The organism is Demequina soli (assembly GCF_000971195.1).
GTDB classification, from domain to species: Bacteria; Actinomycetota; Actinomycetes; order Actinomycetales; family Demequinaceae; genus Demequina; species Demequina soli.
The window spans coordinates 56431-72307 of record NZ_BBLZ01000001.1 but is presented as its reverse complement, the minus strand read 5'-3'; the positions used below and the strand labels follow the sequence as shown (position 1 = coordinate 72307).

At 73.4% G+C, this 15877-nt stretch carries 13 protein-coding genes; 12 read left to right on the top strand and 1 reads right to left on the bottom strand.

The window, feature by feature from the left end; genetic code table 11:
- Nucleotides 1–288: 288 nt before the first annotated feature.
- The 4 genes from AOM04_RS00345 to AOM04_RS00330 all read left to right on the top strand — a co-directional run bounded on the left by AOM04_RS00345 (nucleotide 289) and on the right by AOM04_RS00330 (nucleotide 4143).
- Entirely contained in the window at nucleotides 289–1779 is a 1491-nt protein-coding gene (locus tag AOM04_RS00345; protein WP_169816388.1) for a bifunctional folylpolyglutamate synthase/dihydrofolate synthase, read from the top strand.
- A gap of 83 nt (nucleotides 1780–1862) precedes the next feature.
- A complete protein-coding gene (locus tag AOM04_RS00340; RefSeq protein ID WP_062460633.1) occupies nucleotides 1863–3257 on the top strand; it encodes a bifunctional folylpolyglutamate synthase/dihydrofolate synthase in 1395 nt (464 codons plus the stop codon).
- The gene (locus tag AOM04_RS00335; RefSeq protein WP_062460630.1) at nucleotides 3254–3700 is read left to right on the top strand and encodes a DUF4233 domain-containing protein; all 447 of its coding nucleotides are present in this window, start codon (nucleotides 3254–3256) and stop codon (nucleotides 3698–3700) included. The genes AOM04_RS00340 and AOM04_RS00335 overlap by 4 nt, the downstream gene beginning before the upstream one ends.
- The gene (locus AOM04_RS00330; protein WP_062460627.1) at nucleotides 3697–4143 is read left to right on the top strand and encodes a hypothetical protein; all 447 of its coding nucleotides are present in this window, start codon (nucleotides 3697–3699) and stop codon (nucleotides 4141–4143) included. The genes AOM04_RS00335 and AOM04_RS00330 overlap by 4 nt, the downstream gene beginning before the upstream one ends.
- Before the next feature lie 24 nt (nucleotides 4144–4167).
- Here AOM04_RS00330 and AOM04_RS00325 read toward each other — a convergent pair whose 3' ends face one another.
- A complete protein-coding gene (locus AOM04_RS00325) occupies nucleotides 4168–4677 on the bottom strand; it encodes an adenine phosphoribosyltransferase (RefSeq protein ID WP_169816387.1) in 510 nt (169 codons plus the stop codon).
- Nucleotides 4678–4921: 244 nt separating this feature from the next.
- Between AOM04_RS00325 and ndk the strand changes: the two genes are divergently transcribed.
- The 8 genes from ndk to ffh all read left to right on the top strand — a co-directional run bounded on the left by ndk (nucleotide 4922) and on the right by ffh (nucleotide 15876).
- Nucleotides 4922–5341: a nucleoside-diphosphate kinase gene (gene ndk / locus AOM04_RS00320; protein ID WP_062460621.1), complete on the top strand. Its 420-nt coding sequence runs from the start codon at nucleotides 4922–4924 to the stop codon at nucleotides 5339–5341.
- A gap of 118 nt (nucleotides 5342–5459) precedes the next feature.
- Nucleotides 5460–9023, top strand: a complete 3564-nt coding sequence (gene smc / locus AOM04_RS00315) for a chromosome segregation protein SMC (protein ID WP_062460618.1) — start codon at nucleotides 5460–5462, stop codon at nucleotides 9021–9023.
- Between the two features lie 145 nt (nucleotides 9024–9168).
- On the top strand, nucleotides 9169–9417 hold the full coding sequence (locus AOM04_RS00310; protein WP_062460615.1) for a hypothetical protein: 249 nt from the start codon (nucleotides 9169–9171) through the stop codon (nucleotides 9415–9417).
- Between the two features lie 51 nt (nucleotides 9418–9468).
- Nucleotides 9469–10644, top strand: coding sequence for a signal recognition particle-docking protein FtsY (gene ftsY, locus AOM04_RS00305; RefSeq protein WP_228373567.1), 1176 nt, complete (start codon nucleotides 9469–9471; stop codon nucleotides 10642–10644).
- Between the two features lie 195 nt (nucleotides 10645–10839).
- On the top strand, nucleotides 10840–12108 hold the full coding sequence (locus AOM04_RS00300) for an ammonium transporter (RefSeq protein ID WP_062460612.1): 1269 nt from the start codon (nucleotides 10840–10842) through the stop codon (nucleotides 12106–12108).
- A complete protein-coding gene (locus AOM04_RS00295) occupies nucleotides 12108–12446 on the top strand; it encodes a P-II family nitrogen regulator (RefSeq protein WP_042215355.1) in 339 nt (112 codons plus the stop codon). The genes AOM04_RS00300 and AOM04_RS00295 overlap by 1 nt, the downstream gene beginning before the upstream one ends.
- 68 nt (nucleotides 12447–12514) lie before the next feature.
- A complete protein-coding gene (locus AOM04_RS00290) occupies nucleotides 12515–14245 on the top strand; it encodes a [protein-PII] uridylyltransferase family protein (protein WP_228373566.1) in 1731 nt (576 codons plus the stop codon).
- A gap of 29 nt (nucleotides 14246–14274) precedes the next feature.
- Nucleotides 14275–15876, top strand: a complete 1602-nt coding sequence (gene ffh, locus AOM04_RS00285) for a signal recognition particle protein (RefSeq protein WP_062460607.1) — start codon at nucleotides 14275–14277, stop codon at nucleotides 15874–15876.
- Nucleotide 15877: the final 1 nt, after the last annotated feature.

Here is a 15877-nt window from a genome sequence, read left to right as displayed (position 1 = left end):
CCTGGTATCGCACCGCTTCGGGGGTTCGTCACGTTTTTCCGCCGCGGGGCGCGGTCCGTGCATGGGCGAGGGCGGCCCCGTGCGGCGGCGCGGGGCCCCGTCGGGGCCGTCCGGAGGCCGTCCCGGCGCCCGGGGCGGCGTGTCGCGCACCGGCGTGTCGCGAAGTGTCGCGAAACACGCCCGAAATAGCGGTGATATGCCTGGTATCCTCGCGTGTCATCGGATGCCGGGAGGTGCGTGGAAAAACGTGTCACGAGCACCCCGGAACGTGCCGCACAATTGCTTCTCGTGACAACGGATGTCTTCCCCGAACTGAGCCTCACCGAGGCCGAGCGCGAGATCGACGCGCACATCTTCGCCCGCATTCCCGAGGCCGACCATGAGGCCAAGCTCCTACGCGTCACGCAGGCGCTCTCGCTCCTCGGCGACCCCCATCGCGGGCTGGACATCATCCATGTGACCGGCACCAACGGGAAGACCTCCACGAGCCGCATGATCGAGTCGGTCCTGCGCGCCCACGGCCTCTCGACGGGCCTGTTCACGTCGCCGCACCTCACCACGCTGCGCGAGCGCATCATGATCGACGGCGCGCCCCTCGCGCAGGACGCCCTCGTGCGCCTGTGGCAGCAGGTGTCGCCCGCGATCCACGCCGTCGACCAGGCGTCGCTCCAGCGCGGCGGTCCGCGCATGAGCTTCTTCGAGGTCCTCACGGTCCTCGGCTTCGTCGCCTACGCGGACGCCGGCGTCGACGCGCTCGTGCTCGAGGTCGGCATCGGCGGCCTGCGCGACGCCACCAACGTCGCGGACGGCCGCGTCGCCGTCCTCACGCCCATGGCGCGCGACCACGACAAGTACTTCGTCGGCGGCCTGCCCGGCGTCGCCCACGAGAAGTCGGGCATCATCAAGCCCGGCGCGACCGTCGTGAGCGCGCTGCAGAAGGACGAGGCGGCGCAGATCATCGTCGCCGCCGCCGCGCAGCGCCAGGCCTCCGTGTTCTGGGAGGGGGCGCACATGTCCGTCGCGTCCCGCCGCGTGGTCCCCGGCGGCCAGGTCGTGACGATGCGTACCGCGTCGCGCAACTACGTCGACGTATTCGTGCCGCTGCACGGCGAGTTCCAGGCGCAGAACGCGCTCATCGCGCTCGCCGCGTGCGAGGCGTTCATGGGCGCCGGCGTGCCGCGCGCGCTGAGCCTTCCCGCCGTGGCCCGCGGCTTCGCGGGCGCCACCTCGCCGGGCCGCATGGAGGTCGTGTCCGCCGAGCCGACCGTGGTCGTCGACGCCGCGCACAACCCGCACGGCATCGCGGCCCTCGCCGACACGCTGCGCGAGACCTTCACCTTCGACCGCCTGTACGGCGTGGTCGCGGTGCTCGCCGACAAGGATGCCGACGGCATCCTCGCGGGGCTCGCCGGCCTCATGGACGAGGTGATCATCACCCAGACCCGGTCGCGCCGCGCCTCGGAGGCGGAGGAGCTCGCCGAGCGGGCCCGCGCGATCTTCGGCGCCCACCGCGTGCGCGTCGCGCCGTCGGTGCCCGACGCGGTGCAGATGGCCACCACGCTCGCGGGCGAGGCCGAGGGGGAGGCGGGCGTGCTCATCGCCGGCTCGATCACCCTCGTGGCCGAGGCGCGCCAGCACCTGCAGGCGACCCACATGCCCGTGACCGTCGACGCGGAGACCGTCGTCGCCGCCGCGGACGCCGCGGACGCCCCGGTCGAGGCCGCCGACGACCGCCGGCGCGTCGACGACGCGGGCGGCGCCGGGGCCGTCCCCGCCTGACCCGTCCGAGCACGATGCGGCGGTCGCCCGAGCGGGGGTGACCGCCGCATCGTCGCTTCACGGCGACATGACACACTTGAGCCATGACCGACCTTGACCTCGGTGGCCTGAGCCTCGAGGAGGCCGAGCGCGAGATCTACGCGCACATCGTCTCCCGGAACCCCGAGCACGACTTCGAGCCCACGATCGACCGCGTCCGCGACGCGTGCGACCTGCTGGGCAGCCCACAGCACGCCTTCAAGGTGATCCACCTCACCGGCACCAACGGGAAGACCTCGACCGCGCGGATGGCGGAGGCGCTCGTGCGCGAGCACGGGCTCCGCACCGGCCTGTTCACGTCGCCCCACCTCAGCTCGGTGCGCGAGCGCATCCAGGTCGACGGCGAGCCCATCTCGCGCGAGGCCTTCGTGCGTCTGTGGCTCGAGGTCGCGCCGATCCTCCACCTGGTCGACGCGCGCTCCGTCGAGGCCGGCGGCCCGCGCATGAGCTTCTTCGAGGTCCTCACCGTGCTCGCGTACGCCGCGTTCGCGGACGCCCCGGTCGACGTCGCGGTGATCGAGGTCGGCATGGGCGGCGTGTGGGACGCGACCAACGTCGCCGACGGCGCCGTCGCGGTCATCACGCCCATCGGCCTGGACCACCAGCAGTGGCTCGGCGACACGCTCGCCGACATCGCCTCCGAGAAGTCCGGCATCATCAAGGACGGCGCCGCCGTCGTGATCTCCGAGCAGTCGACCGCGGTGCTGCCCGTGCTCGAGGCTGCCGTCGCGGAGCGCGGCGCGTCCGCGTACTGGGAGGGCTCGCAGCTCGAGGTGGTCGAGCGCCAGCCCGGCGTGGGCGGTCAGCTCGTCACGCTGCGCACCCCGGCCGCCACCTACGCCGACCTGTTGGTGCCGCTCTACGGCGCCCACCAGGCGCACAACGCGCTGCTCGCGCTCGCCGCGACCGAGCTGCTGCTCGGCGACGGCGCACCCATGTCCCTCGCCGGCGACACCGTCGAGGCGGCCTTCGCGGCCGTGACCTCCCCCGGCCGCCTCGAGGCGGTCCGCACGTCGCCGCTCATCCTCGTCGACGCCGCGCACAACCCGCACGGCATCGACGCGATGGTCGACGCGATCGAGGAGTCGTTCGCCTTCGAGACGCTCGTGGGCGTGGTCGGCATCCTCGACGACAAGGACGCCGAGGGCATCCTCGCCGCGCTCGAGCCCGCGCTCGCGCACGTGGTGATCACCGCATCGTCCTCCCCGCGCGCCATCCCCGTGGACAGGCTCGCGAGCCTGGCCGCCGAGATCTTCGGCGAGGAGCGCGTCACCGCCGCGGACTCGCTGCCGGACGCGCTCGACGCCGCGGTCCAGCGCTCCGAGCGCGACAACGACCTCGGCGCCGGCGTGCTCGTGGTCGGCTCGATCACGCTCGTCGCGGAGGCACGCATGCTCACCAGCGCGGACCGCCGCAAGGGCCAGGGGCGCGCCCGATGACCGCGCAGCCGCAGCCGCAGCCCACGGGCGCGCGACCGCAGCGCTCCGCGACGCTGACCTTCTGCCAGGCCGTGCTCGGGCTGCAGGCGCTCGCCGCGCTGTTCACCCTGCTCGCGCTGTGGGGGCTCGACCGCGCGGGGGAGGTCGACATCCCGGGCGCCGTCCTGTGGGGTGGGGGCCTGCTGCTCATCGTGGGCTTCGGCTACGCGGCAGGGAAGCAGGCCACGCGCTGGGGCCGGTGGCTCGGGTGGGCGCTGCAGGTCCCGATGGTGCTCGGCTGGTTCCTCGACTCGACCATCGGCGTGGTGGGCGTGTGCTTCCTGCTCACGTGGATCGTGGGCCTGCGGCTGGGCACCCGGATCGACCGCGAGCGGGCCGAGCGGGCCGCCGCCGAGGCGCCCCAGGCGGGCGGCGGGGAGGCCGTCGGCGGCGAGCCGGCGTGAGCGGCTTCCTGTGGCGCATGGGCGCCGCGCTTGCGCTGGGCGTGCTCGGCCTCGGCCTCATCTTCTGGCAGCTCGAGCACGCGTCGCTCAACGCGTCCGCGGGCCTCGGGCGGCCGTCGTTGCCCGTGTACGGCCTGATGTTCGTGGGCCTGCTGCTGCTCTACGCGTCGCTGTTCTACGCGCTGACCCGCTGGTCACGGTTCCTGCACGCGCACCCGGAGACGCGCCAGCTGCCGCCGTGGTTCCTCGTGGCGATCATCGTGTTCTCCGGCGCGGCCCTCGTCACGGGGATCGCCGTCCACGCGGGCTACCTGCGCGAGCAGGACCCGGTGCCGATGGAGATCAGCCAGGGCTTCATCGCGTACGAGGTGTCGTTCGCGACCCTCGCGCTCGTGCCGCTGGTCCTGCTCGGCGTGCGCTGGGCGACCGGGTACCGCCGCTAGGGACCCGGTCGGCGCATCGTCCCCTCAGACGACGACGACCGAGGTGACGTCGTAGCCCTCGAGCGCGGCGCGGCCGTCGAGCCCGCCGATCTCGATGAGGAAGCTGAAGCGGACCGAGGTGGCGCCGCCGCGCTCGAGCATCTCCGCGACCGCGCGGGCGGTGCCGCCGGTCGCGAGCACGTCGTCGATCACGAGCACGTGGCGGCCCTCGACCGAGCCCGCGCTGACCGCGAGGTCGCGCGCGCCGTACTCGATCGTGGCGGAGGACTCGAGCAGGTCGACGCCGGGCATCTTGCCCTTCTTGCGCACCATCGCCATGCCGACGTCGAGCGTCTGCGCGACCACCGGCGCGAAGATGAACCCGCGCGCGTCGACGCCCGCGACGATGTCGACCGGCGCCCCCGTGGGCGGCATCAGCTGGATGCACGCCTCGCGGAAGCGCTCGGGGCTCGCGAGGATGGGGGCGATGTCGTAGAAGAGGATCCCCTCGAGGGGGAAGTCCGGGTACGTGTCGAAGTCGTCGAGCGTGATCACGGGTCCTATGGTGTCACGCTCGTGGGCGGCGGCGCCGTGACGAGGGTGCCGAGGCCCGCGGCATCGGATCGTGCGGGCTCGCGGGGGTCATCGGCGTCGACGGCATCGGATGATGCGATCGGCGCCGGGCGCCCGCCCCGGGGCCGATGCGCGAGGTCGCACCAGGTGCAGCCGTAGACCGAGATCCGCCGCGAGGATCGCACGATCCGCTGCCGGAGCGATCACGCCCGCTAGGCTCCGGGTCATGACGGAACGCACCCTCATCCTGGTCAAGCCCGACGGCGTGAAGCGCGGACTCGCGGGGGAGGTGCTCCGCCGGGTCGAGGCGAAGGGCTACACCCTCGCGGCGGTCGAGCTCCGCCTCGCCACCCCCGAGCTGCTCGCCGAGCACTACGCCGAGCACGTCGGCAAGCCGTTCTACGACCCGCTGGTCGAGTTCATGCTGTCCGGCCCCGTCCTCGCGGTCGTCGCCGAGGGTCAGCGCGTCATCGAGGGCTTCCGCGTCCTCGCCGGCACCACCGACCCCACCACCGCCGCGCCCGGCTCGATCCGCGGCGACCTCGCGCGCACGTGGGACCTGCCGGTCATCCAGAACATCGTGCACGGCTCCGACTCGGTGGAGTCCGCCGAGCGCGAGATCGGGATCTGGTTCCCCGGCCTCTGACCTCACCGGGGACGATGCGACGGCCGGCCGGGCATGGTCCCGCGCCGGCCTCGCGCCTCTTGAGGGGAGGCCCACGCGCCTCCCCCGAGCACGGGAGCGGCTCCCCTACACTCGCCCCATGCATCTCAAGACGCTGACGCTGCGAGGCTTCAAGTCCTTCGCGTCGGCGACCACCCTCGAGTTCGAGCCGGGCGTCACGTGTGTGGTCGGCCCGAACGGCTCGGGCAAGTCGAACGTGGTCGACGCGCTCGCGTGGGTGATGGGCGAGCAGGGCGCCAAGACGCTGCGCGGCGGCCAGATGGCGGACGTCATCTTCGCGGGCACGTCCGGCCGCGCGCCGCTGGGCCGCGCCGAGGTGTCGCTCACCATCGACAACACCGACGGCGCGCTGCCGATCGACTACACCGAGGTGACGATCAGCCGCACCCTGTTCCGGTCGGGCGGCTCCGAGTACGCCATCAACGGCTCGGCGTGCCGCCTGCTCGACATCCAGGACCTGCTGTCCGACTCGGGGCTCGGCCGGGAGATGCACGTCATCGTGGGCCAGGGCCAGCTCGACGCCGTGCTGCGCGCGACCCCCGAGGAGCGCCGCCACTTCATCGAGGAGGCCGCCGGCATCCTCAAGCACCGCCGCCGCAAGGACAAGGCGCTGCGCAAGCTCGACTCGATGCAGGCCAACCTCACCCGCGTGCAGGACCTCACGGGGGAGATCCGCCGCCAGCTGGGCCCGCTGGGCAAGCAGGCCGAGGTCGCGCGTCAGGCCCAGCGCATCCAGATCGACGTCCGCGACGCGCGGTCGCGCCTGCTCGCCGACGACATCGCGACGCTGTCGGAGTCCATGTCCAAGGATCAGGCCGACGAGACGGCGCTGCTCGAGCGCCGCGCGACCGTCGAGCAGGCGCTCACCGAGGCGCGCGCCATGCTCGCCGAGCTCGAGCGTCAGTCCGCGGAGGCCGCCCCCGCGCTGACCCGGGCGAACGACATCTACTACCGCCTCAGCGCCATCCGCGAGCGGCTGCGCAACCTGACCACCCTCGCCGATGAGCGCGTGCGCATGCTCGGCTCGACGCAGAGCGAGGCGCCGCCCACGGACCTGGTCGACCTGGACGAGCAGGTCGAGCGCGCCAGGGTCGCGCGCGCCGAGCTCGAGGCGGAGGTCGCCGCCGCGGCCGACGCGCTCGAGGCCGCGATCGCGGCGCGCAAGGACGCCGAGGACGCCGCGTTCCAGTCCGACCGCCACCACGCCAACCTCCTGCGCTCCGTCGCGGACCGCCGCGAAGGCGTCGCCCGCCTCGCCGGCCAGGTCGCCGCCAAGCGCTCGCGGGTCGAGTCCGGCGAGGCCGAGATCGGCCGCCTCCGCGACCAGCTCGCCGCCGCCGAGAAGCGCGCGCACGATGCGAACGCCGAGTTCCAGCACGTCGAGACGTCCGTCGCCGCCGTCGACCCGGGGGAGGAGGGCCTCGACGTCCAGCACGAGGCCGCCACCGAGGCATGGGAGAAGGCGAAGGCCGCGGTCGCCGAGCTCAAGGACGCCCTCCACGCCGCCATGCGCGAGCGCGACACCTGGGCCGCGCGCGGCGAGGCCCTCGAGCTGTCGCTCGTGCGCAAGGACGGCGCCGGCGCGCTCCTCGCGAGCGGCACCCGCGCGGTGGTCGGCACGGTCGCCTCGCTCGTCGAGGTGAGGGACGATGCGGAGGACGCCATCGCGGCCGCGCTCGGCCCGCTCGCCGACGCCCTCGCGGTCGACTCCGTCGAGGACGCCGTCGACGCGATCCGGTGGCTGCGCGACGAGGACGCCGGGCGCGCCCGCTTCCTCGTGTCCGACCCGGCCGCGACCGCGACCAACCCGCCGATCGACCTGCCCGCGGGCGCCGCCTGGGCCACCGACCTGGTCGACGGCCCCGCCGGCCTGCTCGCGACGGTGCGCGCGCTCGTCGCGGGCGTCGCCGTCGTCGAGGACCTCGCCGCCGCGCGCGCGCTCGTGACCGCGCATCGCGAGGTCACCGCCGTCACCCGCCGCGGCGACGTGCTCGGCGGCCGCACCGCCTCGGGCGGCGCCGGCGACGCGCCCAGCGTCATCCACGTGCAGGCCGCGTTCGACGACGCGCGCGACAAGCGCGACGCCGCCGCGATCGAGGTCGAGCGCACCGAGCAGCGGCTGCGCGAGGCCGAGGCGGCCGACGCCGACGCCCGCGGTCACCACGAGCGGACGCTCGCGCGCCTCAACGAGGCGGACGCGCGCATGGCGTCCGTCGCCGAGCGGCTCCACCAGCTGGGCGCCCAGACGCGCGCCGCCAAGGCCGAGGCCGAGCGCTTCACCGACCAGCTCGACCAGGCGCACGGCCGCCTCCAGGCCGACGAGGACGAGCTGCAGAGCCTCGCCGAGCGCCTCGCCGCCGCGCAGGCGGAGCCCGAGCAGTTCGAGGCCGACACCCGCGCGGCCCAGGAGCGCCGCGACGAGGACGAGGTGAACGCGCGCGCCGCCCGTGCCAAGGAGACCGAGGCGCGCCTCGCGCTGCGCACCTCCGAGGAGCGCGCCCGCGCGCTCGCCGCCCGCGCGGAGAGCCTCGAGCGCGCCGCGATCGCGGAGCGGGAGGCGCGCGTGCGCGCGGAGGCCGCCGCCGCCCGCCGGGAGCGTCAGGCGCAGGCCGCGCGCGAGGTCATCGCCGGCAGCCGCGACGCCCTGGCCCTCATCGACGCATCGGTCCAGCAGGCGGACGATGCGCGCGCCGCCGTCGAGGCGGAGCGTGCCGAGCGCACCACGCGCCTCGCCGAGGTGCGCCGCAGCGTCGACGAGCTGTCCACCGAGCACGCCCGCCTCACCGACGACGCGCACCGCGACGAGGTCGCGCGCGCCGAGCAGAACGTGCGCCTCGAGCAGCTGCGCCGCCGGGCGGTCGACGAGCTCGGCATGGACCCCGACCGGCTCGTCGAGGAGTACGGCCCGCACCTCGGCGTGCCCGTGGTGGGGGAGGGGGCGGACGACGACCCGGACGCCGCGCCCGAGGCGGTCCCGTTCGTCCGCGAGCAGCAGGAGAAGCGCCTGCGCCAGGCGGAGCGCGCGATGAACCAGCTGGGCCGCGTCAACCCGCTCGCGCTCGAGGAGTTCGCCGCGCTCGAGGAGCGCCACAAGTTCCTCACCGACCAGCTGGCCGACATCAAGCGCTCGCGCGAGGACCTCCTCACGATCGTCAAGGAGATCGACGAGCGCGTCGAGGTGATCTTCGCGGAGGCCTTCGCGGACACGGCCGCGCAGTTCGACCGCGTGTTCCCGCGCCTGTTCCCGGGCGGCGAGGGCCGGCTCGTGCTCACCGACCCCGAGCACATGCTCACCACGGGCATCGAGGTCGAGGCGCGCCCCGCGGGCAAGAAGGTCAAGCGGCTGTCGCTCCTGTCCGGCGGCGAGCGCTCGCTCACCGCGGTCGCGCTGCTCGTGTCGATCTTCAAGGCGCGCCCCAGCCCGTTCTACGTGATGGACGAGGTCGAGGCCGCCCTCGACGACGTCAACCTGGGCCGGCTCCTGGAGATCTTCAAGGAGCTGCAGGAGGACTCCCAGCTCATCGTCATCACGCACCAGAAGCGCACGATGGAGATCGCGGACGCGCTCTACGGCGTGACGATGCGCGGCGACGGCGTGACCACGGTCATCAGCCAGCGCCTGCGTGACGACGACGCGGCCTGACCCGCCTGGCAGACCACCCTTCGCCGCGGAGGCGGGAACATCCGCCGCCCCGACACGTTCTCCCCGTGGGACGCCTGTCCCTCTTTGTCATGACTTGTCCGGCCGCCGCGCCGGGGAGCCGGGAGAGCACCTGATGTTCAGCGCGATGGAGGGGACCCTCCTTGTCGGCGGCCTCGTCGCCGCCATCGTCTTCGTCGCCGCCTTCGCGGCCGAGGGCCGGGGCCGCCGCGTCGTCCGCCTCATCCTCGGGGCCGACGAGCGCAGGCCCGTGACCGAGCACCTGTACGACGAGGTCGACCGTCCCGCCCCCACGCTCGACGTGGTCGGCGAGCTCGCGCGCGACACCGCGGCCCTCCACGTCGTCACCCCGCACACCGCCCGCCACCGCGCCTGAGCGAGGGTCCGGGCCTCCCCGCGGCGCCCGGCCACCTGACAGACTGTGCCCGTGGACATCTCGTGGATCCCTGGTGACAACGACCTGCTCGTGACGATCGTCGCGGGCCTCGTGGTGCTCGGCGGCGTCGGTGCCGCCCTCGTCGGCAAGGGCCGTCAGGCCCCGCCGAAGGAGGCGCCGCCGCGCGCGGACGATGCGCCGGTCGCCCCCGCGCCGACCGTCGAGGAGGCCGTGGCGGAGGCCGTCGAGGCGCCGGTCGAGGCGCCGGTCGAGGAGGCCGCCCCCGTCGAGGAGGCGCCCGCCGTCGAGACGCCGGAGGCGGTGGATCACCGCTTCGGCCGCCTGCGCCGCCGCGTCGGCACGGGCTTCGGGCAGTCCCTCCTGGCGATCTTCCGCCGCGGCTCGCTGTCCGCCGACGACTGGGACGAGCTCGAGGAGACCCTCCTCATGGCGGACGTGGGCGCCGGCGCGACCGACGCGCTGCTCGACGACCTCAAGGACCGCGTCAAGGCCGACCCCGACGCCGACCCCCGCGCGCTGCTGAAGGCGGCGCTGCTCGACGTGGTCGACCCGTCGCTCGACCGCTCCCTCGCGCTGGGCGAGGCGGGCGACGGCGAGCTGCGCTCTGCGATCGTCGTCGGCGTCAACGGCGTGGGCAAGACCACCACCGTCGGCAAGCTCGCGCGCGTGCTCGTCGCCGAGGGCCGCACCGTCGTGCTCGGCGCCGCCGACACGTTCCGTGCCGCGGCCGCCGACCAGCTCGAGACCTGGGGCACCCGCGTGGGCGTGCCGGTGGTGCGCTCGCACGTCGACGGCGCCGACCCCGCGTCCGTGGCCTTCGAGGCGGCCGACCGCGCCCGCGCGGACCAGGCCGAGATCCTGCTGGTCGACACCGCGGGCCGCCTGCAGAACAAGCAGGGCCTCATGGACGAGCTGGGCAAGATCGTGCGCGTCGTGTCGAAGGTCGCCCCGCCGTCGGAGGTGCTGCTCGTCCTCGACGCGACCACCGGCCAGAACGGGCTCACGCAGGCCCGCGTGTTCGGCCAGGTCGCGCCGCTCACCGGCATCGTGCTGACGAAGCTCGACGGCACCGCCAAGGGCGGCATCGTCCTCGCCGTCCAGCGCGAGCTGGGCGTCCCGGTGAAGTTCGTCGGCCTCGGCGAGGGCGCCGACGACCTCGCGCCGTTCGACGCGGAGGGCTTCGTCGACTCGCTCCTCGGCGACTGACGGCGTTATCGCCGCCGGGGCCGCCGGTACGTGCCCGGCGCGCGCATCGTTCCCTTTGTCCCGCCTGCGCAACGCACCTTTTACCTGAGCCCCTTTGATGTAACCGTCCCGAAACACGGGGGTCGTCCAGGGGAAACAGTTGTCGGCAAGTCTGGCTCCATCGCTGGCCACGGGGTCAGCGGAGGGAGAGAAACAATGGAATTCGCGCTGGATACCGGCAACACCGCGTGGATGATCGTTGCGACCGCTCTTGTCCTCCTGATGACGCCTGCCCTGGCGTTCTTCTACGGAGGCATGGTTCGCGCGAAGTCCGTGCTCAACATGATGATGATGAGCTTCATCAGCATCGCCACCATCGCCGTCGTGTGGGTCGTCTACGGCTACGGCCTCGCCTTCGGCTCCGACACGCTGGGCGGCCTCGTGGGCAGCCCGTCGGGCCTGGTGGGCCTCAACGGCTTCGCCGATGGTGACGGCCTCGGCGCCGGCACCGGCGTCCCGGCGCTCGTCATGGCCGCCTTCCAGGCGACCTTCGCGATCATCACCGTCGCGCTCATCTCGGGCTCGGTGGCCGACCGCATGAAGTTCTCGGCCTGGACCATCTTCACGGTCCTGTGGGTCACCCTGGTCTACACCCCCATCGCCCACGGCGTCTGGGGCGGCGGCCTCCTCGGCTCCTTCGAGCCCAGCACGGTGATCGACTTCGCCGGTGGAACGGTCGTCCACATCAACGCCGGTATCGCCGGTCTCGCGCTCGCCCTCCTGCTCGGCACCCGCAAGGGCTTCGGCAAGGAGCCCTTCAAGCCCCACAACCTGCCCTTCGTCATGCTCGGCGCGGCGCTCCTGTGGTTCGGCTGGTTCGGCTTCAACGCCGGCTCGGAGTTCGGTGCGGACGCGACCGCCGGTCGCGCGTTCCTCAACACCACGGTCGCCCCGGCGATCGCGATCCTCGGCTGGCTGCTCGTCGAGAAGATCCGTGACGGTCACGCCACCTCGCTCGGTGCCGCGTCCGGCGTCGTCGCCGGCCTCGTCGCCATCACGCCGGCCGCCGCCGCGGTCGACACCTGGGGCGCGCTGGTCATCGGCTTCCTCGCCGGCGTCGTCTGCGCCATGGCGGTGGGCCTCAAGTACAAGTTCGGCTACGACGACTCGCTCGACGTCGTGGGCGTCCACCTCGTCGGCGGTGTGCTCGGCACGGTCCTCATCGGCTTCTTCGCGAACCTCGACGAGGGCACCACGTGGGCCCCGGACGGCGCCCTCAACGGCCTGTTCTACGGTGGTGGGTGGACCCAGCTCGGCTCGCAGATCATCGGCGCGCTCGTGGCCATCGTCTACTCGTTCGTCCTCACGCTGATCATCGGCTGGGCGCTCAAGGCGACGATCGGCCTGCGCGTCAGCGAGGATGTCGAGGTGCAGGGTATCGACCTCGCCGAGCACGGCGAGACCGCTTACGAGGAGGCGAAGTAATGAAGCTGGTCACCGCGATCATCCAGCCCCACCGCGTCGACGAGGTCCGTGCGGCCCTCGAGGCCGCGGGCGTCAAGGGCGTCACCGTCTCCGAGGCGGCCGGCTACGGCCGTCAGAAGGGCCACACCGAGGTCTACCGCGGCGCGGAGTACACGGTGGACCTGGTCCCGAAGACGCGTCTCGAGGTCCTCGTGGACGACGCCGACGCCGCGACCGTGACCGAGGCGATCGTCTCGGCCGCGCAGACCGGCAAGATCGGTGACGGCAAGGTCTGGGTCGTCCCCGTCGACGACGTGGCCCGTGTCCGCACCGGCGAGCACGGCGCGGACGCCCTCTAAGCAGGGAGACCGCCGGACATATGGAGAGCCGCGACGGCTCCCGCGCTGAGGTCCCGCACCCCCGTGGGGTGCGGGACCTCAAGCGTCTGAGGAGGGAGCAGGCCGAGCAGCTCGCGACGAGCGGGCTGACCGGCCGTGAGCGCCGCCAGGCGATGGCGGACCTGGTGTTCGCGCACCTCAAGGAGCACTGGGACGACCACAGCCACGGCATGATCGAGGGCGTCGCGTTCGGCGCCGTCGGGTCCGTGGGCCGCGGCGACGCGGGGCCGGCGTCCGACCTCGACCTCGTGATCCTCCACGACGGCTCGACGCACTCGAAGGAGGCCGTCGCGGAGCTCGCGCAGCGCCTCTGGTACCCCATCTGGGACGCGGGCCTCGAGCTCGACTACTCGACGCGCACCCTCACCGAGTGCCGCCAGGTCGCCTCGAAGGACCTGGCGGCGGCCGCCGGCCTGCTCGACCTCCACCTCATCGCGGGCGACGAGCAGCTGCTGCTGCAGGCGCGCACCCACATCTACCAGGACTGGCGGGCGGCCGCGCGCAAGCGCCTGCCCGACCTGCTGGCCGCGTCACGCGCCCGCGCGGAGCGCCACGGCGAGCTCGCCTACCTCATCGAGCCGCACCTCAAGGAGGCCAGGGGAGGGCTGCGCGACTACGTCAGCCTCACCGCGCTGTCCGCCACGTGGCTCACCGACCGCCCGCACGGGAGGGTCGACGCGGCCGGCGACCTGCTCATGGACGTGCGCGACGCGCTCCAGCTCGAGACCGGTCGCGGCGTCCACGTGCTCGGCCGCCACGTCGCCCCGGAGGTCGCGGCCCGCCTCGGCCACCACGACCCCGACGACCTGCTCGCCGCGATCGCGGAGGCGGGACGCACCATCGCGTTCGCGCTCGACACCACGGAGCGCGGGGCGCGGCGCGCCCTCGAGCGTTCGGGCGTGGGCTCGCGCGCCTTCCTCGCGCGCCGCCGCGCGGCCGCCCCGCGTCACGTCCCCGTGGCCCAGGGGCTCATCGACGTCGACGGCGAGCTCGCGCTCGCGCCGGGGTACGCGCCCGAGTCGGACGCGCTGCTGCCGCTGCGCGCCGCCGCGACCGCCGCCGGCACCGGGCTGACGTTCACCCCGACGCTGCTCGACTCGCTGCAGCGCTCGCCCGACCTGCCCGAGCCGTGGCCGCCGGAGGCGCGCACCTACCTGCGCGACCTGCTGCGTTCGAGCGCGCACCTCGTGCCGGTCTGGGAGGCGCTCGACCTGCACGGCTTCGCAGTGCGCTGGATCCCCGAGTGGGCGGGCGTGCGCAACCGTCCGCAGCGCAGCCCGATCCACGTGTACACGGTGGACCGCCACATGCTCGAGACCGTGACGATCGCCGCGAAGCATCGCCGCGGCGTCCACCGCTCGGACCTGCTGCTGTTCGCCTCGCTGGTGCACGACATCGGCAAGCGCGCCGGAGCGACGGACCATTCCACGGACGGCGCGGCGCTCATCCCCCCGATCGCGGCCCGGATGGGCCTGTCCGACGAGACGGCGCACGACGTCGAGCTGCTCGTGCGCGAGCACCTCACGCTGTCGATCCTGGCGACCACGCGCGACCCCGACGACCCGGCGACGGTCGCGGCGCTGCTGGACGCGGTCGAGCATCGCGGCGAGCTGCTCGACGTGCTGCGCGCGCTCACGGAGGCCGACTCGAAGGCCGCCGGCCCGAAGGTCTGGACCGCGTGGCGCGCCCAGCTGGTCGACGCGCTCACCGAGCGCGCGCGGCAGGCGCTGGCCTCCGGCGAGCCTCCCGCGTCACGGTAGTCTGGTGGGCACGTTGTGAAGGGATAAGTGTGTTCGCCAACCTCTCCGATCGCCTGACAGAGACGTTCCGCAGCCTGCGGGGCAAGGGCCGCCTCACCGAGGCGGACATCGACGGCACCATCCGCGAGATCCGCCGGGCCCTGCTCGATGCGGACGTCGCCGTCCCGGTGGTCCGCACCTTCACCTCGAACATCCGCGAGCGTGCGCTCGGCGCCGAGGTCTCGGGCGCGCTCAACCCCGGCCAGCAGGTCGTCAAGATCGTCAACGAGGAGCTCGTCGCGATCCTCGGCGGCGAGGCCCGTCAGCTGCGCCTCGCGAAGACCGGCCCCACCGTGATCATGCTCGCGGGCCTCCAGGGCGCGGGCAAGACCACGCTCGCGGGCAAGCTCGCGCACCACCTCAAGCAGCAGGGCCAGACCCCGCTGCTCGTCGCGGCGGACCTCCAGCGACCCAACGCGGTCACCCAGCTCCAGGTGGTCGGCGAGCGTGCGGGAGTGCCCGTGTACGCCCCGGAGCCCGGCGTCACCCGTGAGGACGAGACGCCGCGCGGCAACCCCGTCGCCGTCGCCCAGGGCGGCATGCGCGAGGCCGAGCACCGCCAGCACTCCGTCGTGATCGTCGACACCGCCGGCCGCCTCGGCATCGACGCCGAGCTCATGCGCCAGGCCGCGGACATCCGCGCCGCGCTCGATCCCGACGAGGTCCTGTTCGTCATCGACGCGATGATCGGCCAGGACGCCGTCAACACGGCGACCGCCTTCAAGGAGGGCGTCGACTTCACGGGTGTGGTGCTCACCAAGCTCGACGGCGACGCGCGCGGCGGCGCCGCGCTGTCCGTGGCGGAGGTCACCGGCCGCCCGATCATGTTCGCGTCCACCGGCGAGAAGCTCGACGACTTCGAGGTGTTCCACCCGGACCGCATGGCGTCGCGCATCCTCGACATGGGCGACATCCTCACGCTGATCGAGCAGGCCGAGCGCACGTTCGACAAGGCCGAGGCCGAGCGGATGGCGGAGAAGGTCACCAAGGGCGAGGACTTCACGCTCGCGGACTTCCTCAGCCAGATGCAGCAGCTCAAGAACATGGGCTCGATGAAGAAGATGCTGACCATGCTCCCGGGCATGGGTCAGATCCGGGACCAGATCGAGAACTTCGACGAGCGCGAGCTCGTGCGCACCGAGGCGATCATCCAGTCGATGACGCCCGCCGAGCGCGACAACCCCAAGATCCTCAACGGCTCGCGCCGTTCGCGCATCGCGGCCGGCTCCGGCACCGAGGTCGCCCAGATCAACTCGCTCATCAAGCGCTTCGAGCAGGCGCAGCAGATGATGCGGGCCATGTCCCGCGGCGGCGGCATGCCGCAGATGCCGGGCATGGGCGGCGGCGCCCCGGGCGCGTTCGGCGGGCTGCCGGGCGGCAAGAAGTCCAAGGGCAAGCAGGCGCCGCAGCGCAAGGTGAAGGGCAAGTCGGGCAACCCGGCCAAGCGCGCCCAGCAGGAGGCCGATGCGCGCAACCGCCCCGCGGCGGCGCCCGCCCCGTCCGGCTCGGCCTTCGGGCTGGGGCAGCAGGGCGGCCAGGACGTCGACCGTGATGCGCTGAACGCGGACCTGTCCAAGTACCTCGGTCGCTGAC